The following is a 26,755-nucleotide window of genomic DNA, read 5'->3' on the forward strand; positions in this document are numbered from 1 at the left end:
CCCCTTATCAAGGGGGGAAACAAGAATAATCTTACCCCCTCCCCTGATTCAAGGGGAGGGTTGGGGCGGAGTGCTTTGTATTTTTGCAAGAGATAAATTGTACCAAGTGCGTCGCCATAAGATTGTCGATATTTGTTTGGGAATGTTTGAGGGCGACACACCCTACGACTCTCAACTGTCAACTGTCAACTCTTTCTTAAATCATGAAAATCCGCGACGCAGTAGAAAGCGATTTATCCGCAATTGTCCAAATATACAATGCAGCAATACCGGGGAGAATGGCCACAGCAGATTTAAAACCAGTCTCAGTCGAAAGCCGCCTCGCATGGTACAGAGAACACTCGCCCTATTCTTTGCCGATTTGGGTAATGGAATCAGAAAAAAAAATCGTCGGCTGGCTGAGTTTTCAGCTTTTCTACGGACGCGCCGCCTATCAGCATACCGCAGAAATTAGCATCTACGTCGCGCCCGATCGCCAAAGCTGCGGAATTGGACAAAAATTATTGCAATCGGCAATTGCGCGGAGTCCAGAATTGAGACTTAAAACCCTGATGGCAATAATTTTTGCTCACAATCAGCCGAGTCTAACGTTGTTCCAGAAATTTGGGTTTCAGCAGTGGGGATATATGCCGCAAGTCGCCGAACTTGATGGCGTTGAAAGAGATGTGATAATTTTGGGTTTGCGTTGTTTGTAGGGACTGATATCAATTCCGGCTGCGCCGTCAGGTGACAAGCGAGGAGACGGCAGTGCCGTCTCCCTACAATTGATCGCGGTAGGGACACGGCACTGCCGTCTCCTCCGTCTCCATTGATCTGAATGTTTGCTCAATCTGCTAAAATTGTAATTTCATCCAAAGATGCGATCGCCACATCAGCCTTTTCCAAATGACTAACCTGGGCATTCCCCCAACAAATCCCGATGCAGCCAGCCGCGCCAGCATCTTTCCCCATCTGAATATCACCCGCCGAATCTCCCACCATCAAAGTTTCTGCGGGATTTACTCCCAGTCTTTCACAAGCTAACAAAAATAGTTTCGGATCGGGTTTATTCAGATGTACAGAATCTACACCCATTTCTAACTGAATATATTCGCTTAATTGGTGAGCTTTCACAAGTTTTTCTACCGCTTTTGTTGTCGCAGCCGAAAGAATTCCTAGTTTCAAGCCAGCTTCAGACAGAGATTTTAATACTTCCAAACTGCCAACAAACAAAGGAGAAGGTGGACTACTTTTTAACATTTGGTCGGCTTCATCAAAAGCGCGTTGAGCAATAGTTAAAGATTCTATCCATCCTCTGCCAGTTTCCGCGATATATCCTGCCGCCACAATTTCGTTTTCCCGGCGGCTACCGACTGCTAGCAAGCCCGTGGGGTCGATTTTACCAACTTCGATGCCGAAAGCCATTTGTAATGGCTCTCCAACGCCTGGGATTTGAGCATCTACGAGGCGCGATCGTTTCAGCCCTAAATGTCTCAAAAATTCTTGAGAATCCTCTAGAGTACCATCTTTGTCAAAGATTACGGCTTGAATATTAGAGAAGCTAATGCCTCGACATTTAATAGTTACCAAGAATCAAAACTCCTTAATTTTTGTATTTTATTGTATTGTCTCATATTGTGCTATTTTTGGCAATTGTTTTTAGATCGGACGTACGGTTGCAACCGCGTCTATATCAACGATGTCTGAGATTAGACGGCGGTTGAAACCGCGTCTACACAAACGATGTCCGCCTCCGCGGACTGAAGAAAACAAGGTAATTTTAACCGGCATTCTTCAACCCGCACTAGAAGGGTTTTGTTTGTATAGACGCGGTTTCAACCGCCGACTCTTATGTCCAAGATTATTTAAGATATTCCCGCTAGCTCCGCAATGATTAATGCGAGTTGAACAGGCTTCACAGGCTTAGCAATATGCTTGTTGAAACCTGCATCGATCGCCTTTTGCCGTTCTCCATCGCTAGCATAAGCAGTAAGCGCAATGGCTGGAATATTTCCACCAGCTTCGGCATCAAGAGATCGCACTTGTTCCATCAAAGAATATCCATCTTCTTCTGGCATTCCAATATCAGATATCAGCACGTCATATTTGTCAAGGTTTTCCTTCAAAGCCGCGATCGCCTCTTTTGCAGATCCCACCGTCAGCACCTCGGCGCCGTAGTCTTCTAGCACAAATTTCAATAACTCACGGGTATCGGCATCATCATCTACGCTTAAGATTTGCAAGCCTTCAAGGCAGCGGTTACTATCTTTCAATGTGTTTAGGGGTAGTGTAAATACAGTTGGCTGCAAATTACTAGGTTGTATTGATTCTTGGGCTATTAAAACTAGCGGCAACCTCAAAATTATCGTAGTTCCTTGTCCTTCACCCGGACTATCCGCCCGCACTGTTCCCCCATGCAACTCTACTAGATGACGCACGATCGACAAACCTAATCCTAGCCCTTGATTAGCCTTGGTAGTGCTGGAATCTCCTTGATGGAAACGATCGAATATATACGGCAAAAATTCTGCCAGAATGCCTTTTCCGGTGTCGCTGACTCGAATTTGAGCATGACTGTCGATCGCCTCTAAGACAATTTCCACTCGTCCACCCGATGGGGTAAACTTAATCGAGTTAGATAGCAGATTCCATAGGACTTGTTGCAACCTGTCAGCATCGCCTAAAACCGTCGCAGAACTCAACTGAGCAACCATTTGGATGTTTTTGGCATCCGCTGATAATTGAACCCCGTCGATCGCATTTTGCGCCACCACCACCAGATCGATCGGACTAATATCGAGATGAAGCTTACCGCTCGTAATCCGGGAAATATCCAGAATATCTTCAATTAACTGATTTTGGGCGATCGCACTCCGCTCAATCACCTCTAGGGCGCGACTAGCCGTTGCTTCATTCAGCTTGCCAGAGCGCAGCAATTTTGCCCATCCCAGGATCGGAGTTAGGGGGTTACGGAGTTCGTGGGAGAGATTTGCCAGAAATTCATCTTTAGCACGGTTGCTGGTTTCTGCTTGTTGACGGGCTGACTTCTCCTGCATCAATAGCTGCGATCGCTCTATCTCAAACTGTCTGCGATCGGTGATATCCTCGATCGACAACAAAATCATTAAACCTTGGTCTTCGCGTTGCAGTTTACAAGCATTCAGCAGCATAGTTTTCTGCCCAATCTGCTCAAATACGTGATCTAACTCAAAGTTTTGAAGCTGAACATCACTCACCAGAATATCTTCCAAGATCGATCGCAGTTTCGGGATATTCCATTGCCCATTTCCCAATTCAAACAGCGAAAATTCCGCTGTTTCTGGGGATGAAACCTGAAATGTTTCATAGAAACATCGATTGGCAGTGTTCACTTGTAAATTAGCATCCAGCACGACTAAAGGTATTTGAACAGTTTCGACGATCGTTTCAGCATAATTTCGGGCCAACTCTAAGGTTTTGGCACTACGTTTCAGAGCATCAATATCGATCCAAACCATTACCACACCGTCAATCAGGTTTTCCGTCGTGCGATAAGGACGAATGCGGAGGTTGTACCAATATCCCGCTAGAGTTTGGACTTCTTGTTCTTTCGTCTGGAGAGTATCAATCACCTCCAAAATCATTGCTTCCAAATTAGGAACATCAAGAGAGGAACGAATATCGCTAAAAGGTCGTCCAATATCTGTAGTAATCAGATTAAAAAGTTGCTTTGCCATTGGCGTAAAGCGTCGAATCTGTAAATCATTTGTCAGGATTAAAATCGGGATATTGATACTACCAAGCAAATTTATTAAGTCATTATTGACCTGGTGTTGTTCAATATTTCGACTGCGAAGTTCCTCATTAGTGGTGATCAGTTCCTCGTTGGTAGCTTGAATCTCTTCTTTGGCAGTTTCTAGTTCCTCGTTGGTGCTTTGCAACTCCTCGTTGCTCGATAGGATTTCTTCGTTGGCAACTTTGATATCTTGGTTGAGATTTTCCTGCTCATGAATTACCGCTTGCAGATGCGCTTGAGCCGCAAGTTTTTCTTCGTTAGCGGTGACAAGCGTCTGCCTCAGCCGCACAATCTCAGCCTCTAAATCACCAGGCTCCAAACTCTCAGAATTGACGTTATTGAGGTTAATCGCAGTGGGTAAAGCTTCTTCAAATAGAATCAACAAGTAGCGTGATTCGACTGTCGCAGGCTGGAACGGAATCACCTCAAGATTGACGAGACTCGATCGATCGCCCGTTTCCACCCCGATCCCTTCTTTTCTGACAATTACGTTCTGCATCAGTGCCTGATAAATTGCAGTGCGAAGCTCGATCAGCAAGCCTTTCCTTGCCATTGTCAGCAAGTTTAAGCTGGGAATCCCTGGTGTCAGTCTCAAGTAAGCATTGGTGTCTCCCCGCACTTGCAGAATGTTCATCTGTTCGTTGACAACCACACCTGCTGGGGCATAGCGATTCAAAATCAGTTGGTCTGTGTATCGCTGTAAGTCAAATGAATCTGGATCGTTTTCATTCATTTGCTCAGATTCATCTACTTTAGCGACGGGATAAGAACTCGTCGAAAACGAAAATATCGGACTATTTTCAGTCAATTTTTTAGCATAAATTTTGCACTTTGTGTGTACTGAATCAAATAAGGATGAGAATTTTCCGATACTCTCAGAAGTGCCTAATAGGAGAAAGCCAGTCGGGTTAAGACTGTAATGAAAAATCGGAATCACTCGTTTTTGCAACGGCTCTGCTAAGTAAATCAGCACATTGCGACAGCTAATTAGATCGAGATTGGAAAAAGGCGGGTCGCTGCCTAAGTTTTGTCTGGCAAATATACACAGCTCGCGGACTGTTTTGTTGATTTTATAGCCTCCTCCTTCCACCAGAAAGAAGCGAGCCCGGCGCTCTGCTGAAACGTCGATCATCTGGTTTTCTAAGTAGAAGCCAGACCTTGCTTTGCTAATCGCCGCTTCGCTAATATCTGTGGCAAAAATCTGGATCTGTGGTAGGGGAGCTCGATCGCTCAAAAACTCTAACAAACAAATCGCGATCGAGTAAACTTCTTCTCCAGTGGAACATCCCGCCACCCAAATCCGGATGGGAATTTCTGCCGATTTATTTTGGGTAATCGTGGGAAAAACCAGCTCTTTTAACTGTTCAAAGGCTTCTGGATCGCGAAAAAAACTGGTGACGTGGATCAGGATTTCTTGATACAGAGCATGGACTTCAGCCGGATAGTCTCGCAGATATTGGGCGTAATCTGCCAATCGTTCCAGCTTGTATAACAGCATCCGTCGCTGGATGCGTCGATCGACCGTAGCGACTTTATAGTGGGTAAAATCAACGCCTGTGGTCGATCGCAACAGTCCCAAAATAGTTGCCCGGACATCACTTTGTTCGGGTGATACTGCAACCGCGATCGTCGATATCGGGCAAGAAATCCAGGGATTGCCACTGAGATTTGCCAATTCCTGAGCAATTTGTTGAGGGGGCAGAACGAAGTCTACATCACCTGTGGCAACTGCGGTATTCGGCATACTATCGAATTTTGCCGAGGCTTCGCATTGAGCAAATGTCAAGCCACCGGCTGCTTTGATTGCCTTGATTCCCAGCGAACCGTCTCCGTCTCCCCCGGATAATATTATGGCGATCGCCTTGTGTCCGCGATCGACAGCCAAGGACACCAGAAACGCATCTCCCGGCATATATTTTCCATAAACTTTCTCGCGGGGTGTAAGTTTCAGCACCCCTTCCACGAGAGTCATCTTAGTGTTAGGCGGAATTATATATACTTGATTTGGCTCTACAGTCGTGCCGTCTTCCACCTGACTAACAGGCATTTCTGTCTTTGTGGCGAGGATTTCGCTTAACAGGCTTTTGTAATTGGGATCGAGGTGCTGAATTAGCACAAATGCCATGCCCGTATCGGCAGGTAAGTGGCCCAGAAACTCTGTGAATGCTTCTAGCCCTCCGGCTGAGGCGACAATCCCAACGATGGGAAACGGGGCTTCTACTGTGTTTTGCTCTGCCTCGTCGATCGCCGATGGTGCGATCGATTCGGGTATATTTGTCTCGGAGGTGCTCATAGAAATCTCCTGAAAAACCCCGTATTTGTCAATCAGGGCTGTTTAATTTTCTGTAGGGGCGGTGCCCCCGTGCCCGCCCTATTCCTGTAGGGGCGGTGCCCCCGTGCCCGCCCCATCCCTGAAACACCTACAAAATAGTGGATGAGGAGAGGAGGGTAGGCACGCACCGTCCACTACCCCTACAAATTTTCTCAATCTCTTTGTTAACAGAAGATCGATTGACTCATATTCTTTCTTTGTAAAAATTTACTTAAAAAAAAAGAGGGTATACCCTCCTTAATTAATAACATTGACATACTCCCCGTCGTAAACGAGCGGGGATTCTTGACACTTCATCGGATGATGCAACGCCCGGTTGTCTTACTCTTCCTCCATGTCCGTTTAGAGTCGTGGCAATGCCCTATCCCGACTATATGTATCGTTTTGTTTTAACTAACAATACTTTTGTTTTGCTTCCAGGTTGGATTATAACCATTGCCCTTCAGTCTTTCCCTATTTCTTGAGCAGTCCCGGTTTCAACTCTGATGAGTATATATCGCTGCACTATACGGCGGGGATTTCAACCACCTACATTCTGGCACAAAGCCGTCCTGGAAGGACGGGGCTTCAAACCCAATTTCTTGGTGATGCCGATATTATTCGACTGTCACCGGAGGTATTTCTGAGGATACCTCTAATGTTGCTTCGGGTGTAGCTTCCGTAACTGGTTCGGATGTAGCTTCCGTAACTGGTTCGGATGTAGCTTCCGTGACTGGTTCGGGTGTAGCTTCCGTGACTACTTCGGGTGTAGCTTCCGTGACTGCTGCGGTTGTTTCTTCCGGCAAATCTTCTTCCATTGCTGAGGGCACATCTTCGAGTATTTCATCGGAGAGTTCATCGGCATCAGTTGAATCAGCAGGAACTTCTATCCCAGCTTTAGCTTGCTTTTGGGCCAGCATTTTTTCACGGAACTTAGCAGCCATTTCCTCAGCTTTCTCGTATACCAATTCACGATTTTTGACCATCGCCCCAGGCTCCGGTTCCAACTGTTTGGTGGAGAGAGAAATCCGGCCTCTTTCGGCATCCAAGTCAATGATCATCACCTTCACTTCGTCGTTGACATTAAACACGCTATGAGGCGTATCGATGTGATCGTGCGAAATTTCCGAGATGTGTAGCAAGCCGCTGACGCCGCCGATGTCGATAAAAGCACCGTAGGGCTTGATACCGCGTACTGTACCGATGACCACTTCCCCGACTTCGAGGCGGTTCATCTTGCGCTCAACTAAGGCGCGACGATGACTTAATACTAGGCGGTTGCGGTCTTCGTCTACCTCTAAGAATTTCAAGGGTAATTCTTCGGCGACTAATTCTTCCTTCGGTTTGCGGGTGCTGATGTGAGAACCGGGAATGAAGCCTCGCAACCCTTCTATTCTCACCAGTGCGCCGCCACGGTTAGTGGCAAATACTTGCGATCGAACTGTAGCGTCTTCTGCTTGCAGTTGTCGCACTCTTTCCCAGGCGCGCATATACTCAATGCGTCGAATGGACAGGGTTAATTGTCCGTCTTCATTTTCATCGGTGAGGATGAAAAATTCTCTGGTTTCGTTTGATTGCAATACCTCTTCAGGGCTTTCGACTCGATTGATCGACATTTCCTGAATGGGAATGTACGCTGCTGTTTTAGCACCGATATCAATCAGAGCGCCCCTCGGTTCTATACTAAAAACTGTACCCGCTACTACATCGCCGGGGCTAAAGTGATAGTCATATTTATCAAGTAAGGCCGCAAAATCTTCGTGAGTAAAGCCGATGTCTTTGACTGTGGTTTTGGTATTGACCATGCGAATAGTTTCCTAGGATTTCTCTCCTTCATGTTTTTCGTTTGCAGGCAGATACTAGAGATTTTGCTGAAAAAGTGGTTAACTTCTTGCAAAATCTTTTACGAAAGTCAGTTTTTGCCAACTTTTGCCCGGTGCAACCGTACACCGGCGCTTGCCATTGCTCTTAATTCCAACTCTGTGTTAAAGCGTTTGATTTTTAACATTCAGAGTCCAGTGGATTATTATACCTTATCGGCATACTGCTTTTAAATTAATTTAGGGTAGGGATACGGCATTGCCGTGTCCTGAGTTGCCTGAGAAGCATCCGGACACGGCAGTGCCGTGTCCCTACCCGATGGATTATTTTAGGGTAGGGATACGGCATTGCCGTGTCCTGAGTCAACTGAGGGTGCAACCGGAATTGACATAACGCAGGATTCCTGGTTTGCTCGATCGCACGACTCATCCGGTTCCGACAAATCCGATTCATTTTCTGGCCCAGTTTCTGGGCACAAAGCTGCGTCAAGGGGACTCTGAAGGTGATTCAGGGTATCGACAAAATCTCGAATGCCCCGAAATTGCCGATATACAGAGGCGAAACGGACATAAGCGACTTCGCTGAGTGGCCGCAAATGTAATAATACTAATTCTCCAATGTTAGAACTCGTGACTTCCCGGAGCGATCGACCTTGCAGTTGGGCTTCGATTTCTTCTGCGAGGGTTTCGAGCTGTCCCGAAGACAAACCTGTTTTTTCGCAGGCCCGAACCAGTCCTCTGACTAATTTTGACCGATCGAAAGATTCGCGCTTCCCGTCCCGCTTAATCACCGTAATCGGCACAAATTCTATGCGTTCGTAAGTTGTGAAGCGGTGCTGACAGCTCAAACATTCGCGCCGCCGACGGATGCTTTGACCAGATTCGGCTGAACGCGATTCGAGAACGCGGCTATTTGTGTGTTGGCAGGAGGAACAGCGCATGATTGCTGATTTTAACAGGTGTTGCCAGCAAATTGCCATTCATCTAACCGCCCGGGGGTCTGATGAATAGCTGGACTAGAAAAATTACTGAGGATACAGTGCTGAGGATGTGTCTCAACTTGAGCTAAAACCTAGTTCTAGACTGCTGTTTGATGGCTAGGCCCGATCCCCCCTAGCCCCCCTTAGGTCGGGGGGACAAGAGTGTCTTGCGTCCCCCCACTATCCGGGAGGACAGCAGTTTTATCTTTCGTCCCCTGACTATCGAGGGGGCGGAAATTCTCTCAAAGTCCCCCTTCTTAAGGGGGATTTAGGGGATCGAGACTCTGCTATAAACAAGAGATACAAAGGTTTTGAGGCCATTGTTGACACCCCTTGGCTGCCAGCGTATAGCTAATTATTTGCCAATCCGGGGTGGTTCCCGAAAGGCTATCGCAAAAAATAGTACACCTAAGGCTAAAGCCAGAATCAAAATGTAAGCAACGCTTTCCATGTTAAATTTTCCCTATCTTCCCTTGCCGTATTATTTTATCAGAAAATTGGGTTGAAAACCCCGTCCCGATCGGACGACTTTTTTACATTGTTAAGTAAAATAACAAATCCATCTTAACAAATGAATATGGTAGAATAACTAGACCAGACAAGATGTAAAAACCTACCCCCGGACTGGGGGAAAGTCTACGCCCAAAACATTTTTGAGGAGATATGACTACGCAGCTAGGCTGCAAATGTAGTCAGCCTGGGAACCCACGCTTGCGCGGGATATTTTGACAGAAATGTCTTAAGAATCCCCGTACCTTAAGGTCGGGGAGTGTCAATAACTAAAAAAACCCGGTTTCTTCAAGAAACCGGGTTTTTGTGCACCGGGGAAGTTTCCCGATGTACTCTTCGGCGGCAGAAAACTAGATAGATTCTTCTCTTCTTGTGCTCTTGTCGCCCAGTTTTTGGAACAAGCCCCACTCGACTTGTTCTTCCAGGTCAGCCTCAACTCCAGCAAACACGTCGCGGAAAATAGTCCGAGAACCGTGCCAGATATGGCCGAAGAAGAACAGCAAAGCAAAGCAAACGTGTCCGAAAGTAAACCAACCGCGAGTTGAAGTACGGAAAACACCGTCAGAATTCAAGGTTTCGCGATCGAATTCAAATACTTCACCCTGTTGGGCGGCGCGAGCAAACTTCTTAACATCTAAAGGATTCTTAAAAGTTTGACCGTTCAGTTCGCCACCGTAGAAGCTGACAGTAACTCCGCTTTGTTCAAAGCTGTATTTTGATTCAGCACGGCGGAAGGGGATGTCAGCGCGAACGACCCCATCTTTGTCCGTCAAAATTACTGGGAAAGTTTCAAAGAAGTTCGGGAGGCGTCGTACCGACAATACCCGACCTTCGTTGTCAGTAAATACTGCATGGCCCAACCAAGTTTTAGCAATACCGTCGCCGTTGACCATCGCGCCAGCACGGAACAAACCACCTTTAGCAGGAGAGTTGCCCACGTAGTCGTAGAAAGCCAATTTTTCGGGAATTTGCTCGTAAGCTTGTTGGAAGCTTTGACCGGCGGCCAAGCTAGCTTGAGCTCTGCGATCGATCTCTTGTTGGAAATAGTTGCCGTCCCACTGATAGCGAGTCGGGCCGAAAAGCTCGATCGGAGTAGCAGCAGAACCGTACCACATCGTACCCGCAACCACGAAAGCTGCAAAGAACACAGCAGCAATACTGCTAGAAAGTACAGTTTCGATGTTACCCATCCGCAGGGCTTTGTAAAGACGTTCCGGCGGCCGCACAGTCAAGTGGAACAAACCGGCAATTACGCCGACTACACCCGCTGCAATGTGGTGAGCGACGATGCCACCGGGATTGAACGGATCGAAGCCTTCAGGGCCCCAAGCAGGCGCCACTGGTTGGACGTGACCGGTCAAGCCGTAGGGGTCGGAAACCCACATTCCCGGGCCAAAAAGTCCGGAAAGGTGAAATGCCCCGAAGCCGAAGCACAGCAAGCCGGAGAGGAACAAGTGAATGCCAAACATTTTTGGCAAGTCGAGGGCTGGTTCGCCGGTGCGAGGATCTCTGAAGAGTTCCAAATCCCAGAATACCCAGTGCCAGACTGCTGCTAAAAACAGCAAACCGGAGAGGATGATGTGAGCAACAGCAACGCCTTCAACAGACCAGAAGCCCGGATCGACGTTAGTTTCGCCGGTGAGGCTCCAACCGCCCCAAGAACCGGTGACTCCTAAGCGAGCCATGAAGGGTAGCACGAACATCCCTTGACGCCACATCGGGTTAAGAACTGGGTCTGTGGGGTCAAAAACTGCTAGTTCGTAAAGGGCCATTGAGCCGGCCCAACCAGCCACGAGGGCAGTGTGCATTAAGTGTACAGAAATCAATCGACCTGGGTCATTTAAGACGACTGTGTGTACGCGATACCAGGGTAGTCCCATTGACTGCGGTTCTCCAAGGTGTAAGTGATGATGTCTATTTTGACGGAAAAATCAGATTCTCAATGCCGTGCAGTTACCTGCGGGCTGTAAATTCTGACGAGTGCCGAATCCTTTCTACCGCTTCTAAAAACCTACAGAAATCTGTAAATCAAACTTAGCGGTCTATGTTTAGCCTAGATCAAGTGCTATAAGCTTCCTGATTGCTCAGGTTGGCCTAATCTTCCCAGTTAGAGACTGCCCTTATTAGCAGAGGACTTCCATATTTGATTTTTTGATGATTAATTTGTGCCAAGTGTGTTTCTGTGGTTTTCATGCCCAGTCAGCTTTAGCAACCCGCACCAATCAAGCGTTTTTCCAGTTTATAACGATTTATTGCTCGGCGATCGTCAAAGTCTGAAAAATCTAGACAAGTCTAGATTTTTCGGCTACTGTTTTAAACCCTCACAGGGGTGGAGGCATAAAAATGAAAGTTATTTAAAGAAGTGTATCGAGTGTTAGAACCGATTGCAATATGTTCGGCCTTACATTAATTGCGGGTTCTCGATTTCGCAGCGGGTGGCGATCGTCCCGAGGCGTTCGAGGACTTGCTCGGCATCGATCAGTCTGGTGAGGGTGACGCTGCCGATATTTTTTGCCGGATCTGCGGGATCTGGAGGGGCACAGGGTTTGACTTCTACCATGAGCACGGCGTCTTCTACGCGGTAGAGCCACATTTTTTCGTTGCGATCCAACAGGGAGAGCTTGAGCTGTTGGATGTCTGGCTGGCGCCTCCAGCCGGCTGCTGTCCACTCGCCGCCAACTCCCCAGACGCGCCCCACTTTCCAGCCGTCGGATAAAAAGAAATATTTCATTTGCTGTGTGCGCTTGTTAATTATTTTTTTGTTATAGCATTCGGCCGAAGCAAGAAGGAAGTTATGTTAGGGTGCCGAGTGCGGGTACAATAATGTGGCGATCGCCTACTTAAGAATTTTCCCCTGCGATCGGCATCCTACTGACTGACTTACAAAGAAACCGGGTGTCGAGTTTCCCGATCGCAAGTTACCTGTTGTAAAGGAATCTTCACAACGAATTCTGTCCCTTTACCGGGAGCAGAAATACAACTAATTTGACCGCCGTGTTGTTCGACAACAATTTGGTGACTGATAGATAAACCCAATCCCGTGCCACTCCCTACAGGTTTTGTGGTAAAAAACGGGTCAAACATCTTTTTTACCACTGCTTCACTCATGCCAATACCGTTGTCAGCAATCCGAATCACTGCGAATTGACTGGGAGAATTTTCGGGAGTAATTGTCGCTGACAACTGATTGTAAGCTCTTGCTGCTTTGCCTTTGCCAACTCCCGAACATTCTGCTGTTTCCAGCTCAGTATGAATCTCTATTTTGGGGTAAGGTTGAGTTTCTAGGGCATCAATGGCATTATTTAGCAAACTGGCAAACACCTGATTCAACTGACTGCTGTAACAGGGAACTTCCGGCAGGTTGCCGTAGTTTTTTATTACTTCAATCTCTTGAGAAATAATGCTGCTTCCGCTTTTTTTGCTAACACCTTTACCTCCCGCTCGGTGCTGGACGAATAGTAAAGTGTGATCGAGATTTTGATTGATATCTACTTCTTTGATGCCGGATTCGTCGAGCTTTGTGAAAAACTTTAACGATTCAACAATTTGTTGGATGCGCGATGCTCCAGACTCGATTGACTGCATTAGCCGCGACCAATCTTTTTGCAAAAAATCTAAATCTATACTCTCAGCGAGTTGTTGTATTTCGGCTCCGGGTTCTGGATATTTGTTTTTGTAAAGTTCCAGGAGGTTGTTTAAATCTTGGAAATAGTGGCGGGCTGGATTGATATTGCCCAAAATAAAACTATTGGGATTGTTAATTTCGTGGGCAACTCCTGCTACCATTCTCCCGAGACTTAACATTTTTTCCGTTTGAATCAGTTGGGATTGGGTGCGTCGGAGATTGTCTAATGTTAATTTTAATTGAGTAGCTTTTTCTCGTTCCCGCAGTTCGCTTTTTCGCAGTTCCAGTTCGGCTTGTTTGACAGCGGTGATGTCGCGGCTGACAGATAAGACAGATGCAATTATCCGATCGCGCTTAAATTCAGGAACCATGCAAACTTGATAAAATTTAGTGCCTGATTTTGTGAGAAAATTAAACTCAAAGCACTGTTCGGTGCCGTTAGCGAATACGGCGCACAAAGCTGCTTCCGAGAGCATCACCACTTCCTCAGACATTCCTAACTCTCGATGGGTTTTACCCGTGAATGCTGCGGCGGGGATTCCTGTCGCTAATTCGGCTGCTGGATTGACGTAAAGGTGGCGCAGTTGCTTGTCAAATCGGGCAATCATATCCGGGGAATTTTCCGCTAAGGCCCTGAATTCTTGTTCGCGGCGGTATGAGGTTTCTTGTGCAAGCTTTTGCTCGGTAATGTCGTAAGTCATCATTAGAATGCAGTTGGTGTCGCCAATGCTAATGATTTCTGCGGATATGAGGACACACTTGATATTGTCGAACTTGGTACGAAACTGGAATTCTTGTTTGTAAATACTGCCGGATATGTGCAAGATTTCTAAGAAACGATCGCGATCGCCCAAATTCTCCCATAAATTGATTTGGCGATCGGTTTTTCCCAAGATTTCCTCGGGAAAATAGCCGGTGAGGTTGCAAAAGCTCTGGTTGACTTCCGTTAAGTATCCCTTTTCCAGTGTGGCGATTGTCATGGCGGCGGGGCTGCTGCGAAAAGCTTTGGCAAATTTTTCTTCGGAAAAGCGCAGGGCTAACTCGGCTAATTGGCGCGATCGCACTTCCGATCGCAACAGCATATTTTGTTGTTCTAATTGTTTGGTGAGGTTTCGCAGTTGTAGGTGAACGTTGATGCGGGCGATCGTCTCTTCGTGCTCCAGCGGTTTAGTGATGTAGTCTACTGCACCCAAAGTCAACCCTTTCACTTTATCCGCAGCCTCGGAAAGAGCTGTCATAAAAATTACGGGAATGTCCTTAACTTCATCTATTGATTTCAGGCGGCGGCAGGTTTCAAATCCGTCTATTCCCGGCATCATCACATCTAGCAAAATGATATCTGGCAAGATTTTTGTGACTCTATCCAGCGCTTTTTCTCCCGTTGTAGCTACAAAAATCTCAAATCCGTATTCCACTAAGAAATATGATAATATGTTAATATTAGCGGGTTGGTCGTCTACGATTAATACTTTGCTTTTTGGCTGAGTCTGCATATTTTTATGTTTGAAAATCAACGAAATGGCTCACATAAAGTAGGTTGATTGGGAGTGTCTTAACCCAACATACAAGAATATGAGAAGGCATTGAATAGAGAAACAGAGTTGCTTGCCACAAACTCAACCTGAAAGCCGAGATGTTGCATCGCTGTTACTCGGCTGCTTGAGTTTGGTAGAATTTGGTGCAACAGATCGGATGTAGGAGATGGAACCCTTATAGAAATCTATTCTACTATTTATTCTTCAAATTTGCTCGGTTATATCAACTTTAGAGTGTGAAAAACTGGGTTTCTGGTGCCGTGACGTACAACTGCCATACATACCAGCGGGAGCATCTCATTTTCGCAAAAAGGATGTTTTTTACAGTGCTGTCCCCGCTCGCGTGCTTTACACAGCACGCGAGCGGGGACAGCACTACTAAAAATGCAAAAATAAGATGTACCCAATACCAGCGATGGCGATCGTCGCGCATCCCAACGCTTACGTTTCACTGGCCATGACTTACTTACCAGAAAGAATTGGTTGAAAGCCCGCCCGTCTTTGAGGGAGAAATTAAAATCAGACTATTCATTACTCCAATCCTCTTCCTTCTAGGTAGAGGTCGCTCTCAAACTGTCAAGCGGTCAACTGTCAACTGTCAACTGAACGATTTTTAGGATTGAGGCTATAACTGCTTGTTAAATCAGATTATGAGGATTGAACTCCGTACTAGGAAGCAATTTTAGTCGCCCGGATTTAAGTAAGGCCCAATTAGTTTAATTATCGCGTCATCGTCATAGCGATCGACTAACTGCCAAATTTTCCGAGCAAATAGGGCATAGGTCGGATTTAACTCTTGCAGGCGCTGTGCTTCGTACTTAACCTGCTCGAAATTACCGATTTGAGCGGCTTCGTACAAATAAAGTAACTCTTCGCGGGGAGGCATTTCTACGTCTTCTGAGCCGATCGCCAATTCAGAGAAAGTACGCGCGATGGAGTTATCCCGTAGGGAATCGCCCGAAGCCTCAAAAATCCAAATCAGTCCCAGATAATTCTGTATTTTTGCCAAAAAATCATCAATTATAAAAAATTTACTGATAAAATCAGTGTAGCCTATTTCCTCTTGCTTTTCCAACTCCAACTCGAACAGCCCGCTAGTAGCAATCAAGATTGGCGTCTCCCGAAACATTGGCAAACAACGCAATTGAGCGCAGAGTTCAAAACCGCTGATTCCAGGCATCAACAAGTCAGCAATAATTAAATCCGGTTCCTGGGAAATCGCTATTGCTAAACCTCTTTCACCAGAATCAGCCTCAATTAACTCAAAACCCAGCGGTGCTAAAATATCCACCATCAAAGAGCGATTTTCTGGGCTATCGTCAACAACTAATATTCTACGCCGTTGACCTTCATAACCTGTAATTACGGGTTGCTGTGGTGGTGGCAAAACTGGTAGGAGCACATCTGCGAGGGACAATTCAATCTCAAACCAAAACGTACTCCCAACACCCCAACAACTTTCGACTTTGAGTTCCCCTCCCATCAGCGAAACTAAGGTTTGGGCAATGTTTAATCCCAAACCCGTCCCTTCTGTTTTCTGCCCGATTTCGTTCACTTGTTCAAAAGGTAGAAATATTCGTTCTATTGCATCGCTAGTAATTCCGATGCCTGTATCTTTAACTTGAAAGTGGATTTTGGTAATTGGGAAGGCGGGACTTGCATTAAATAAAAAATCTGATTCCTGGCCCCCGCTCAATATTCCTGCAACAGGTTGACTGTTCTCAATTACCTCTACCTTAAAAAGTATGCTACCTTCATCAGTAAATTTAATCGCGTTACTTAATAAATTCAGGAGAATTTGACGCAACCGCTTTTCATCGACAGATACAAAATCCGGAATTTTACCTGCTATTTGGGTGACAAAGACCAGGTTCTTTTCTTCGGCTTTGAACCGAAAAATTTCTAATATGTCATTGAGAAAATCCGACAAACAAACATCGTTAACAGTTAACTCCATCTTTTCAGCTTCAATTTTAGCCAAATCTAAAATATCATTAATTAAAGTCAGCAACTGAGAACCGCACTGCTGGATCGTGCGAATTTGCTCTTTGTCGCGGGGAGAAAAATCTGGCTGTCGGGAAAGTATTTGAGTGTAGCCGAGAATGGCATTGAGGGGAGTACGCAATTCGTGGCTCATATTGGCAAGAAAGGCACTTTTAGCAAGGGATGCGACTTCGGCGGCTTCTTTTGCTCTTTGGAGTTCGGCAATGCGATCGCTCACCTTTTGTTCTAAAGTGCGATTGTAGTCTGCCTGCAACTTCTCGGCTTTTTTGCGATCGGTGATGTCTTGAGAAGCTGCGATCGCGCCGATAATGTTGCCAGCTTCATCAAACAGCGGCGTACTAAAAACTTCTAAAGGAATAGTGCGATCGGGCAAACGAATTTCTATGTCTTCCACTCTCACGGTTTCTCCTTTGAGCGATCGAGCGACTGGATTTTTTTCAATTGAATATAATTCATCTGTTCCTGCATCGTAAAGTCTAAAAACTTTTGCTATTTGCTCAATTGTAGACTCCGGTATAGTTTGGATATTTACTAACTGTCGCGCTATCTGATTTATGTAAATCAGTTGTCCAGTAATATCATGAACTGATACTCCCACCGGCATAGCTTCGAGGATTTGTTTCATGCGGCTTTCACTGTCGGTTAAGGCAGCATTTAAAGATTGGAGCGATTTGAAAGCATATTGCAGTTTGTCTGCCATATAATTGAAGGAATTTGCCAATTGCCCGACTTCATCAGCGCGATCGATCTCGACATTTGTATTCCCTTCATTGTTAGCTAGAGCTTTGGCGGCAGTATTTAAGCATAAAAGTGGCTCTGTTATCCATTTGGCTGTGAAAATGCCGACAACAATTGCTCCCGTTAAGGCAGTCGCACATAGTATAATTGTGGTGAGATTGTTGGCGTCAATTTCTGCCATAAAATCAGATTCTGGGATGACGATCGCAATCAACCAATCTAAACCAAAATTATCCTTGTAAGGTACTACTTTGAGTAATTGGCATTGGCCGTCAATTTCAAATTCAAGGTGTTGAACATCATTAATTTGGGAAAAATCGCCAAAGTGATTCGTTAAAAATAGACCCGTGGCGCGGATTGTAGCATTTGGGCTTGCCGTTAATTTTAATCGATTAAACTGCTGGTTGCTCAAAATATAGGGATTGTCGGGCCCGGAATTGGCTACTAACAACCCGCTGCGTTCGATAATAAAAATTTTTGCCGACTTGCTAGTTTTTATGCTATCGAGAAAGTTGGCAATCTTTCTAATGTTGAGGTTTACCGAAAATACTCCTAGCAGTTCCTTTGTAGTCTCATCATAAATCGGTCGATTGCCGTTAATTACTAAATCTGTATTGTTACCGACTTGAAAAATATTACTCCAGGTGGATTTCCCGGCAGCTTTAGCAGCTTGGTACCAAGGCCTATTTGTGGCATCAGGTTGTCGAAAAGTTTTGTATAGTTTGGTTCTATTACCTAGCAAGTCTGGAACATACATATTGATGATGCCCCGATCGAACTCATCCGATCGCATAATCAGATTCTGTCCGATAGTGCGATCGCTTCCCACGAAGTCTCCCCGTTTGCTACCAAAAATAATGGTTGTCGGCGAATCGAACTGTTTGAGTTGAAACGAAAGGTAGCGTTCGAGTTGCCGCAAATCTTGTAAATTGATTGTTTTTTGGCGCACCGCATCGGCGTTAATGCGGTTGATCGAATGAGGCGCAGACAGATATGTATCGAGGTAATGTACGACGCGATCGCCAATTTGTGCTGCTAGCCGATCTGCTAGGTTGTTAACCGCCTTTTGCCCGTTTGTATAGGAAAGATACCCCACCAACCCCGCAGTCCCGACAATTTGCAGCACAAACGGTACAATCAGCACTGTTCGTAGCGGGATTTTTTTGAGATGGGCAGTTAGGCGATAGACTGTTTTAATCGACATGATAAAACCGTGCTTATCAAAGTGGGGAAATTGAACGATCGCACTTAGTAACGCAAGGATCTCGCTGACTGAGAGTTGGCAGGCTTTTTCTTTAAGCTCTTGCAGAAATATAAAAAAGCACTCCAACAATGGTTGGTATTTGAATTATAGTACATTGGAAGGCGTGGGCGATCGAATCAAGAGAAATCCGACAGCGACAACTTCCGCAAAGGAGGACAAAAATAAGCTAGGAAATTAAGGTGCGATCGAGTAGTGGGAATATTTTTACCCTAGTCGCTACCGACGGCTAAATTCTGTATTTCTTCCGATCAATATAATCATCAATATTATTCAGCATATGAGTTAGATATTTCACCAATTTATCTTTATCATCAACTAACTTGCTCCAAAGTATTTGACTCGAAGCATCACAAAACGAAACATTTCCATGTGCCAAATCGCATCGTATCTTAACCACAAAATTTAGAATGTCATCTATTTCTCTACTCGCAACTCCTAAATTCCCAAAAAAGCCATACATATCTATGAGTTCTTTGATAGTTTTAGCATCCAAATTTCCAGATATGGGAATATTAGATGGATCTAACGAAACCATCTCATCATCTAAAACTGATCTAATTAATTCCTGAAGATTGTCAGCTACACTATCCTTTTTGACATATGAGTCTCTGAAACTTTTACTTTTATCGTTCAGCAACCACAATCTCTTGATTTTCGGACTTAAATCTTTATAAGTTAATTGCTCGATTAAGATAATATCATGAATTGCAGTTATACCATTTCTAATAGAGGATTCGACAAGATTGTATAATAGCAGGTAACAATGAGACTGCAAGATTTTTTTGATATCGCTATCAACAATATATTCACCTGATGGGAAGATGATTGATTTAGAAGATAATGCACCAAGTTGTTCGATTTTATCTACTAATTCAAAATATTTCTGGATTTCTGCCACTCGCCTCTTAAAGTCTCTGATGAACTCTTTCATAGGCTGCGACTTAAAAGTTTATGCTTAGCATAGTCAATTCTTGGTTTCATATTCTCAGGCTTATGAGTTTGGTAGCAGACTATTGGAATTACGAGTTGGATCGATATTACTGGTGTTGATGCGATAGAAAATATTACTTATTACTCTCTCATCAGCTTTGTCTGAGAGAACTATCATTCTCAGCGAAGTGTTTTTAAACTTTCTTTGGCGTGAAGGTGCGAGATCCTTAAAATAGGAACCATTTAGAGAATCTAATGTTTCGAGGTTGCTCAGTTGCAACTGATTTGTTAGGAAAGCTGCCAGAGTCATCACCCTCTGAGCTCCATCAACAATCGCTATTTTTCCAGTTTCTTCGATTTCTGCGACAATCATGGCAGCAATAGGCACACCAAGAATAATCGATTCAATGAATCGAGATTGATGATTAATACCCCATCTCAAGTTTCTGTGAAATTCAGGGAGATAAATCTCACCGAGCCCGGCATCATCTTGTTCCAGGTATTTATCGACTATGAATTCGATGGCATATTCTGTGGTATAGTAGTCAATCTTTTGCTTTATTTCGTCAATCTGCTCTTCGGCGATATTGATGATGTCTTGCCTAAGTGCTTGAGACATAAGAACGAACCTGCGTTTATAATAACAAGGACATACAAAGATACTTCAACCTTGGTTGGTATCTGTATTATAATACATTGGCAGGCACGGGCGATCGGGGTTTTGATTAAGCTTTCTTAATTTACAATAAATTTATTGTAAATTAATAACTCCATTGATTGAGAACAACAAACTGATTATTGAGGTCATATTCTGCTATCTCTAAATTATCAATTGCCTTTACTATCGCCTGATAACTCATATTCTTAGAAGCTTCAGAATCTTGGTAAACTGCCAAAATTCCTGAATGTTCTGGGTTGGCTTGATGTAATTCCTGAAAGTCATCACAATTGCGTGTAAGCAGGACTCTTTCATTTTTTCTAGCAGCGTCTAGCACGACTGAATCGGGATGATTCATTAAATTCAGTGTATTGACTGTGGCTACATCATGACCGGCTGCTTGAAGTAGATTAACCAAATATTTTGCTTGAGAATCTTCGTCAAGCAGCATTTGTAGACTCAAGTCGAACTCCTTTTGCTTCCAATCGATAGCGTTCTTCGTCTGCTTCTAATTTTAAAAGTTCCTGATGATTCTCACAGTAATCAATCACCTCATAGATAGCACAAAGTGGTAAATCCCAATTTTCGGCTGCTTGTTCCGATGACATCTCATTAGCTTAATATAAAGTTGTTTTCGCCAAGGATGAGGACGTGCAACTAAATATTGCCAATTTTCGATTTCTGGTGTAGTTTGGAGTGATTGAACGATCGCACTTAGCAGGGCAAGGCGATCGCTGACTGAGAGTTGACAGGCTTTTTCTTGAAGCTCTTGCAAGGACATATAAAAATACTCCAACACAGGTTGGTATCTGAATTATAGTACAAATGAGCTAGTAGCGTTTATTCTTCTAGCAGTAAAGGTTCCAAGGCCATCAGCAGTGTTGGAATATCTTCATTTGAGGTTTTCCAGACTTCATCTAGGTCGATGTCATCATATCGATGAATCAAGTTGTCCCGCATTCTGGCAATGAGTGACCAAGGAATTTCTGAATGTTGCGATCGCAATTCTGAAGAAATGCGTTTCACCGCTTCACCGATAATCAGAAGTTGAAACACGATCGCAGACTGCGTTTTATCATCGACCAGAAACGCACCTTTGTCCATGTTACCTTTATATTGCAGGACTTTTTGAGCAGCCCTGGCAATGTCTAGCAAGGAAGCGCGATCGCGACTATTTGACATAGATAGTTTGAGCGGTAGAGAGAATTTCTTGACGACGAATCCAGTTGGAACTGCGCTCGATCGCCCGTTTACTGATTAAATCAACTGGTCTGCTTAGCAATGCTTCGAGTTCTTCCTGCATTTGGGCGTGATCCAGTAGACCCCAGTTGGCCGTGGGGGCAAAAGCAACTAGGATATCGATGTCGCTGTCTTCATGAAAGTCGTCCCGAAGGATAGAACCAAAGAGGGAGAGTTCGATGATTTGCCAATGTTGGCACAATTTCGTAATCTGGTCAATTGGTAGGGCGATCGCGGTTTTCATTCAGCCTCCTTACTTCTTGTCAAGCTTTCAACAATCTTACATCGCCTGTATTCAATCAAGGAGTTGTTAAAGATTCCGGAATTCAATGCAGTAATCTAGTAGATAGAGTTTATGAGATTTTATTACTACATTAAGCCAATGACTCAGCCAACACCAGATCGCCAATCTCAACCGCACCAGTCTGCTCATGCCGGACGCGATAGCATTCAGGTTGGGGGGAACAATGTGCATAACTCTAACAGTCCCTCATCTACCTTCAACCTTTGGATTCCGACAGTGATTTTCTTAGGCGGCGGTATGGTCTACCTGGGTCTTGTCTTTGGACGAGGGATTGGAACCCAGCTTAACCCATCCCCGAGTAATCCTACTGCCCCTGCATCGGTTTCTCCCAACCCCTAGTGCTTTCAGGTAGTTACATATTTAACTGCCCTCTAAGGCTTTTTGTCTGGACTTGACTGAGCGATATAGAAATCAATTCAATTAATATGTCAAATCAACCAGACCATAAACCAACTTCTCAGGACGCTCATGCGGGTCGAGATATCATTCAGGTCGGTCGCGACTATATTCAGAATATTCATTACAATCTCACCTCTGGAAATTGGATTATTGGAATTCTACAGCTACTCCCACTCAGCTTGATTACTTGGTTAATATTCAACTTATTTCTGACTGTGAAAAGTTCCTTTGTATACGGAGAGTTTTCCGGCAGTGCGATCTTAAATCAGGGGACTATAAAGGTTATGTCTTTGGATAAAAAACTCTTACTAAGTTCCGCCAACCAACGTAGTCAAAGCAATGTCTCTGTCTCTGTCTTCGCTAACGGTATTTCACTCAGCGAATATCAGCAGGGAAGCATTCATATTGGTGAAGGGTCTGGAGTGACTGGCTTCCTATATATTACCGATGCTAATGGTACTGCAATGTATCAATTGAATACAGTCGGCACAGATTTAACCTTGTCATTAGACAAAAATCCTCTAACCGTGGGTGCTTTTATGCAAGGTCGGCTTCACGGTAAGGTCACGGATGGTAATAAGTCGAAACAGGTTGACTTGAAAGTAACTGTACCTGTGCAGTGAGAGACGATTAAGATGTCGTAATAAATTGTCGCTGTTGTTTTGGCGACAATTTTTATTTATATTTGAGCGATCACGCATTCAAGTCATCCTAAAAACGCACCCTCAAAAGCGATCGCATAATCCTACCATTAGCCATACTTTTTCTTCCAAACTGCACCCACAGCACCTGTCATCACCAGTCCCAGCATCGTTGTCGGTTCTAGAACAGCCACTGCATTACTGATACTAGAGAAGGAACCCTGGAACGAGACAGGTATGAAAAACTACAGTTCAGTCTGTTTATAATTGGATTTATGAGTCTTACCTTAACTTAAAAACTGAACAAACTATCGATGAAGTTTATATAACTTATGAATCCCAGCAGCTTTTTCCAGCAATTTGCAGCAGAGTGTAAAGACCAGCGCTAAACTAAGCTAGGTAAATGACTTGATATACTGATGACTATTTTTACTCTGCGATCGATCAAAAAAGACTTCGGCATCAAGGAACTCTTGACAGATGCCAGCTTCAGCCTCGATGAAGGTGATAAAGTCGGACTCATCGGCACCAACGGTTCCGGCAAATCAACCCTGCTGAAGATGATTGCGGGCTTGGAGTCGATCGACTCTGGCGATCGCTGGGTCAATCCTGGGTCTACAATTGTCTATCTCCCGCAACAGCCGGATTTAGACGAAAGCCACACAGTCCTAGAGCAAGTATTTGCCGACAGCGGCGAACAAATGGCTTTGGTGCGGGAATATGAAGAAATTTCGGATGAATTGTCCCACGGTAAAGGCGATACCGACAAGTTGATGGCGCGTCTGTCTACTGTCTCGGCGCGCATTGATGAGGTGGGCGCGTGGGATTTGGAAACTAAGGCTAAATTGATTTTGACGAAGCTGGGGATTGAGGATTTTCATGCCAAAATTGGCGACTTGTCCGGCGGCTATCGCAAACGAATTGCCTTAGCAACGGCTTTACTTTCGGAACCAGATGTGTTGTTGATGGATGAACCGACAAACCATTTGGATGCGCTGTCTGTCGAGTGGTTGCAGAATTATTTGAATGGCTATCGCGGTGCTTTGTTGCTGATTACGCACGATCGCTATTTTCTCGATCGCGTTACCAATCGCATCCTAGAGATCGATCGCGGCGACCTTTACAATTATAGTGGCAATTACGCCTACTACTTGGAGAAAAAAGCCTTAGCTGAAGAATCCGCCGCCAGCACTCAACGCAAATTTTCGGGAGTATTGCGACGTGAGTTGGAATGGCTCAAGAAGGGGCCAAAAGCGCGCAGTACGAAGCAAAAAGCTCGGATCGATCGCATTAAAGATATGCGCGCCGAAGAGTTCAAAACAGCCAATGGCAAAGTCGAGATTGCTACAGCCGGCCGCCGAATTGGCAAGAAAGTTGTTGAGTTGCTGAATATCCGTAAAGCTTATGGCGATCGCACTTTAATCAAAGATTTTACCTACAATTTCACTCCCGAAGACCGGATTGGGATTATTGGCTGCAACGGTGCGGGAAAATCGACGCTGATGGATATTATCACCGGACGAATTAAGCCGGATTCGGGTACTGTAGAAATTGGGACAACGATTCACATCGGTTATTTCGACCAGCATTCGGAGGATTTGATACCAAACGAAGACCAACGAGTTATTGAATACCTCAAAAGTGTCGGGGAATTGGTGAAAACAGCCGACGGGGAAATCATTACGGCTTCTCAAATGTTGGAGAAATTTCTGTTTCCGCCGATTCAACAGTATGCACCGATTAACAAACTTTCCGGCGGGGAAAAGCGCCGATTGTTTCTGTTGCAAGTGTTGATGAGTGCGCCGAACTTGCTGATTTTGGATGAACCGACGAATGACTTGGATGTGCAGACTTTGGCGGTGTTGGAGGATTATCTGGAAGACTTCAACGGCTGCGTAATTGTCGTTTCGCACGATCGCTATTTTCTCGATCGGACGATCGACATGGTGTTCGCCTTGGAACCTGGCGGCAATTTGCGTTTATATCCCGGCAATTACTCAGTGTATGACAAAGAAAAACTTACACGCACCGCTGAATCCAACAATTCATCAGCCAAAGTTGCTCCTCAAAAATCAACTAAAGTTTCCTTCAATGATAAGCGGGAATACGAGCAATTAGAGACTAAAATTCCGAAGCTGGAAGCAGAGAAAGCAGAGATTGAGAAGATTTTGTCCAACAATGCTCCGAGCGGGTTTGCGGAGGTGAAGAAGTTATCCGATCGTTTGGCTAAATTGACTCACGAAATTGATACTGCGACTGAGCGGTGGTTGGACTTAGCCGAACGGCTGGGGTAATTTTGGTTGTCCGAGTGTTGTGTTTGGCTCCTGTTAACAATGACAGGAGCTAGAGGAATTATAAGTAAAAAAATCCCATGCTGAAACGAATATATATTGACAATTTTCGCTGTCTGGTAAACTTTGAACTTGACTTTGATGCAATTAATCTATTTCTAGGTGCTAACGGTTCAGGTAAATCGACTGTTTTTGAAGTATTGCAAAAAATTCAAGCATTTATCAGCGGCGACAGTAAGGTAGAAGGAATTTTCAAACCTGCGGACTTCACCCGCTGGCAAACCTTACAAATTCAGCGTTTCGAGCTAGAAATTCTCGGTAATGACGGCTGCTACACATATCAATTACAAATCGATGAGTATGGAGATAAATGTCGTGTTAGGTACGAGAGTCTGCTCTTTGATAACCAGCCTTTACTACAATTTGAATTCGGCGAAGTTCAACTCTATCGAGATGATTATTCGCCAGGCCCGAAATACCAGTTTGACTGGTCGCAATCTATTCTGCCTTCATTAATGCCAAGAAACGACAACACGAAGTTAACTTGGTTTAGAGAACGGATGGCGCGATTTATCATCGTGCAAGTTGTTCCCAGCTTGATGGTTGATGAAAGTAGCCAAGAACAAATGCGTTTGACTCCTAAGATGGAAAATTTTGTTTCTTGGTATCGCTACTTATCTGAAGATCAAGGTAAGGTTGCGGAAATAGGAAATATTTTAAAAGATGTTTTGAATGGATTCAACAATTTTAAATTTGAGCGAGTCAGCGAAGAAAATGTGTTGTTAAAACTGCGGTTTTCAGGAGAAACAGACAATATCAAACCAATTGAATATCGTCTCAGAGAATTGTCGGACGGACAAAAAACATTAGTTGCTTTATATGCACTAATTCACGGTACAAAATCTGAAGATTATACTTTGTGGATTGATGAACCGGAAAACTTTTTAGCATTGCCAGAAATTCAACCTTGGCTGATTGAACTTTATGACCTTTGTAACGAGGGAAAACTTCAAGCTTTACTAATTTCTCACCATCCTGAGTTAATTAACTATCTGTTAGCTTCACCGATTGGCTATTGGTTTGAGCGTCAAAGTAATGCTGCGGTTCGAGTTAAACGAATTAGTAGTGAAGTAGCTGATAATTCTGGATTGCCAGTTTCTGAATTGATTGCACGGGGATGGTTGAATGAGTCAGCGTAGAGTTCAGATTGTCATTCTCTGCGAGGACAGACAGCAGGAGGTTTTTGCCCGTCATTTCCTGAAAAAGCGAGGTTTTACAGGTCTATTTCGGACTAAGATTTGTCCGCCCGGTAGCCAATCTGGAGAACAGTATGTACGCACTCAATATCCGGTGGAAGTGAAAGCTTATCGCCAAAATAGAAACCGGGTTTCGATCGCATTAGTGGTATTAATTGATGCAGATACGGGTACGCCACAAGACAGACTAAATCAGTTAGCTAGTATACTCGATCAAGATGCTCAGGAAAAGAGGGAATCCCATGAGGCGATCGCAATTTTCGTCCCCAAGCGCAATATTGAGACTTGGATACACTATTTGCAGGGAGAAACTGTGAATGAGGAGGATGCTTACGCAAAATATGAGAAAAATGAGGCTATTTGCAAAACCTATGTTGAGAATTTAGCCGATCGATGTTATTCTCAAAGCTTACCAGAAGATGCACCGCGATCGCTTCAAGCAGCTTGTGGAGAATTACAGCGGTTATTATCACTGTTGGAGCAATAAGTTAATCAG

Annotated in this window: 21 protein-coding genes; 6 read left to right on the top strand and 15 right to left on the bottom strand. The window is 44.6% G+C overall.

Going from position 1 to position 26,755, the window contains the following annotated elements; genetic code table 11:
* Window positions 1-203 precede the first annotated feature (203 nt).
* Window positions 204-695 carry a GNAT family N-acetyltransferase gene (locus JGK20_RS10720; protein WP_293183186.1) on the top strand — a complete coding sequence of 164 codons (492 nt, stop codon included), beginning with the start codon at window positions 204-206 and terminating at the stop codon, window positions 693-695.
* Between the two features lie 130 nt (window positions 696-825).
* On the opposite strand, the gene JGK20_RS10725 is transcribed toward JGK20_RS10720, so the two are convergent.
* The 15 genes from JGK20_RS10725 to JGK20_RS10795 form a co-directional block, all read right to left on the bottom strand.
* Window positions 826-1,569, bottom strand: a complete 744-nt coding sequence (locus JGK20_RS10725) for an HAD family hydrolase (protein WP_293183184.1) — start codon at window positions 1,567-1,569, stop codon at window positions 826-828.
* A gap of 275 nt (window positions 1,570-1,844) precedes the next feature.
* Window positions 1,845-6,047 (bottom strand): chemotaxis protein CheB, encoded by a 4,203-nt coding sequence (locus tag JGK20_RS10730; RefSeq protein ID WP_293205697.1) that lies wholly within the window; start codon window positions 6,045-6,047, stop codon window positions 1,845-1,847.
* Window positions 6,048-6,682: 635 nt separating this feature from the next.
* The gene (locus tag JGK20_RS10735) at window positions 6,683-7,870 is read right to left on the bottom strand and encodes a 30S ribosomal protein S1 (RefSeq protein ID WP_293183180.1); all 1,188 of its coding nucleotides are present in this window, start codon (window positions 7,868-7,870) and stop codon (window positions 6,683-6,685) included.
* Between the two features lie 344 nt (window positions 7,871-8,214).
* The gene (gene nrdR / locus JGK20_RS10740; protein WP_293183214.1) at window positions 8,215-8,826 is read right to left on the bottom strand and encodes a transcriptional regulator NrdR; all 612 of its coding nucleotides are present in this window, start codon (window positions 8,824-8,826) and stop codon (window positions 8,215-8,217) included.
* Window positions 8,827-9,220: 394 nt separating this feature from the next.
* Entirely contained in the window at window positions 9,221-9,316 is a 96-nt protein-coding gene (locus JGK20_RS10745) for a photosystem II reaction center protein T (protein WP_083622085.1), read from the bottom strand.
* 409 nt (window positions 9,317-9,725) lie between these two features.
* Entirely contained in the window at window positions 9,726-11,255 is a 1,530-nt protein-coding gene (gene psbB / locus JGK20_RS10750) for a photosystem II chlorophyll-binding protein CP47 (protein WP_293183178.1), read from the bottom strand.
* 521 nt (window positions 11,256-11,776) lie between these two features.
* A complete protein-coding gene (locus tag JGK20_RS10755) occupies window positions 11,777-12,106 on the bottom strand; it encodes a hypothetical protein (protein ID WP_293143313.1) in 330 nt (109 codons plus the stop codon).
* A 149-nt stretch (window positions 12,107-12,255) separates the two neighbouring features.
* Window positions 12,256-14,493 (bottom strand): PAS domain S-box protein, encoded by a 2,238-nt coding sequence (locus JGK20_RS10760; RefSeq protein WP_293183176.1) that lies wholly within the window; start codon window positions 14,491-14,493, stop codon window positions 12,256-12,258.
* A gap of 724 nt (window positions 14,494-15,217) precedes the next feature.
* Window positions 15,218-18,481 carry an ATP-binding protein gene (locus JGK20_RS10765; RefSeq protein WP_293230373.1) on the bottom strand — a complete coding sequence of 1,088 codons (3,264 nt, stop codon included), beginning with the start codon at window positions 18,479-18,481 and terminating at the stop codon, window positions 15,218-15,220.
* A gap of 286 nt (window positions 18,482-18,767) precedes the next feature.
* Window positions 18,768-19,472 (bottom strand): MAE_28990/MAE_18760 family HEPN-like nuclease, encoded by a 705-nt coding sequence (locus tag JGK20_RS10770; protein WP_293230376.1) that lies wholly within the window; start codon window positions 19,470-19,472, stop codon window positions 18,768-18,770.
* Window positions 19,473-19,532: 60 nt separating this feature from the next.
* Window positions 19,533-20,090, bottom strand: a complete 558-nt coding sequence (locus JGK20_RS10775; protein ID WP_293225085.1) for a DUF262 domain-containing protein — start codon at window positions 20,088-20,090, stop codon at window positions 19,533-19,535.
* 142 nt (window positions 20,091-20,232) lie between these two features.
* Window positions 20,233-20,580, bottom strand: coding sequence for a DUF5615 family PIN-like protein (locus JGK20_RS10780; RefSeq protein ID WP_293183170.1), 348 nt, complete (start codon window positions 20,578-20,580; stop codon window positions 20,233-20,235).
* Complete coding sequence (locus JGK20_RS10785; RefSeq protein ID WP_293230378.1) at window positions 20,570-20,737, bottom strand: hypothetical protein; 168 nt, start codon at window positions 20,735-20,737, stop codon at window positions 20,570-20,572. Before JGK20_RS10785 ends, JGK20_RS10780 begins: the two co-directional genes overlap by 11 nt.
* Before the next feature lie 232 nt (window positions 20,738-20,969).
* A complete protein-coding gene (locus JGK20_RS10790; protein ID WP_293230379.1) occupies window positions 20,970-21,311 on the bottom strand; it encodes a DUF86 domain-containing protein in 342 nt (113 codons plus the stop codon).
* Window positions 21,301-21,612 (bottom strand): nucleotidyltransferase family protein, encoded by a 312-nt coding sequence (locus JGK20_RS10795; RefSeq protein ID WP_293230381.1) that lies wholly within the window; start codon window positions 21,610-21,612, stop codon window positions 21,301-21,303. Before JGK20_RS10795 ends, JGK20_RS10790 begins: the two co-directional genes overlap by 11 nt.
* Window positions 21,613-21,723: 111 nt before the next feature.
* Here JGK20_RS10795 and JGK20_RS10800 point away from each other — a divergent pair, with 111 nt between their 5' ends.
* From JGK20_RS10800 to JGK20_RS10820, 5 genes are all read left to right on the top strand, one after another.
* Window positions 21,724-22,011, top strand: coding sequence for a hypothetical protein (locus JGK20_RS10800; RefSeq protein WP_293230383.1), 288 nt, complete (start codon window positions 21,724-21,726; stop codon window positions 22,009-22,011).
* Between the two features lie 86 nt (window positions 22,012-22,097).
* Window positions 22,098-22,694 carry a hypothetical protein gene (locus tag JGK20_RS10805; RefSeq protein WP_293230386.1) on the top strand — a complete coding sequence of 199 codons (597 nt, stop codon included), beginning with the start codon at window positions 22,098-22,100 and terminating at the stop codon, window positions 22,692-22,694.
* Window positions 22,695-23,131: 437 nt separating this feature from the next.
* Window positions 23,132-25,006: an ABC-F family ATP-binding cassette domain-containing protein gene (locus JGK20_RS10810; protein WP_293230388.1), complete on the top strand. Its 1,875-nt coding sequence runs from the start codon at window positions 23,132-23,134 to the stop codon at window positions 25,004-25,006.
* Window positions 25,007-25,083: 77 nt separating this feature from the next.
* The gene (locus JGK20_RS10815) at window positions 25,084-26,202 is read left to right on the top strand and encodes an AAA family ATPase (RefSeq protein ID WP_293230391.1); all 1,119 of its coding nucleotides are present in this window, start codon (window positions 25,084-25,086) and stop codon (window positions 26,200-26,202) included.
* Window positions 26,189-26,746, top strand: coding sequence for a hypothetical protein (locus JGK20_RS10820; RefSeq protein ID WP_293230393.1), 558 nt, complete (start codon window positions 26,189-26,191; stop codon window positions 26,744-26,746). Before JGK20_RS10815 ends, JGK20_RS10820 begins: the two co-directional genes overlap by 14 nt.
* Window positions 26,747-26,755 lie beyond the last annotated feature (9 nt).

The organism is Microcoleus sp. PH2017_05_CCC_O_A (genome assembly GCF_020738785.1).
In the GTDB taxonomy this organism is placed as follows: domain Bacteria; phylum Cyanobacteriota; class Cyanobacteriia; order Cyanobacteriales; family Microcoleaceae; genus Microcoleus.

Bases quoted from the DNA above. Each gene is read 5' to 3' on its own strand.
- JGK20_RS10720 (WP_293183186.1), top strand. From the start codon at position 204: ATGAAAATCCGCGACGCAGTAGAAAGCGATTTATCCGCAATTGTCCAA.
- JGK20_RS10730 (WP_293205697.1), bottom strand. From the start codon at position 6,047: ATGAGCACCTCCGAGACAAATATACCCGAATCGATCGCACCATCGGCG.
- JGK20_RS10735 (WP_293183180.1), bottom strand. From the start codon at position 7,870: ATGGTCAATACCAAAACCACAGTCAAAGACATCGGCTTTACTCACGAA.
- nrdR (WP_293183214.1), bottom strand. From the start codon at position 8,826: ATGCGCTGTTCCTCCTGCCAACACACAAATAGCCGCGTTCTCGAATCG.
- JGK20_RS10745 (WP_083622085.1), bottom strand. From the start codon at position 9,316: ATGGAAAGCGTTGCTTACATTTTGATTCTGGCTTTAGCCTTAGGTGTA.
- psbB (WP_293183178.1), bottom strand. From the start codon at position 11,255: ATGGGACTACCCTGGTATCGCGTACACACAGTCGTCTTAAATGACCCA.
- JGK20_RS10755 (WP_293143313.1), bottom strand. From the start codon at position 12,106: ATGAAATATTTCTTTTTATCCGACGGCTGGAAAGTGGGGCGCGTCTGG.
- JGK20_RS10760 (WP_293183176.1), bottom strand. From the start codon at position 14,493: ATGCAGACTCAGCCAAAAAGCAAAGTATTAATCGTAGACGACCAACCC.
- JGK20_RS10765 (WP_293230373.1), bottom strand. From the start codon at position 18,481: ATGTCGATTAAAACAGTCTATCGCCTAACTGCCCATCTCAAAAAAATC.
- JGK20_RS10770 (WP_293230376.1), bottom strand. From the start codon at position 19,472: ATGAAAGAGTTCATCAGAGACTTTAAGAGGCGAGTGGCAGAAATCCAG.
- JGK20_RS10775 (WP_293225085.1), bottom strand. From the start codon at position 20,090: ATGTCTCAAGCACTTAGGCAAGACATCATCAATATCGCCGAAGAGCAG.
- JGK20_RS10780 (WP_293183170.1), bottom strand. From the start codon at position 20,580: ATGCTGCTTGACGAAGATTCTCAAGCAAAATATTTGGTTAATCTACTT.
- JGK20_RS10785 (WP_293230378.1), bottom strand. From the start codon at position 20,737: ATGTCATCGGAACAAGCAGCCGAAAATTGGGATTTACCACTTTGTGCT.
- JGK20_RS10790 (WP_293230379.1), bottom strand. From the start codon at position 21,311: ATGTCAAATAGTCGCGATCGCGCTTCCTTGCTAGACATTGCCAGGGCT.
- JGK20_RS10795 (WP_293230381.1), bottom strand. From the start codon at position 21,612: ATGAAAACCGCGATCGCCCTACCAATTGACCAGATTACGAAATTGTGC.
- JGK20_RS10800 (WP_293230383.1), top strand. From the start codon at position 21,724: ATGAGATTTTATTACTACATTAAGCCAATGACTCAGCCAACACCAGAT.
- JGK20_RS10805 (WP_293230386.1), top strand. From the start codon at position 22,098: ATGTCAAATCAACCAGACCATAAACCAACTTCTCAGGACGCTCATGCG.
- JGK20_RS10810 (WP_293230388.1), top strand. From the start codon at position 23,132: ATGACTATTTTTACTCTGCGATCGATCAAAAAAGACTTCGGCATCAAG.
- JGK20_RS10815 (WP_293230391.1), top strand. From the start codon at position 25,084: ATGCTGAAACGAATATATATTGACAATTTTCGCTGTCTGGTAAACTTT.
- JGK20_RS10820 (WP_293230393.1), top strand. From the start codon at position 26,189: ATGAGTCAGCGTAGAGTTCAGATTGTCATTCTCTGCGAGGACAGACAG.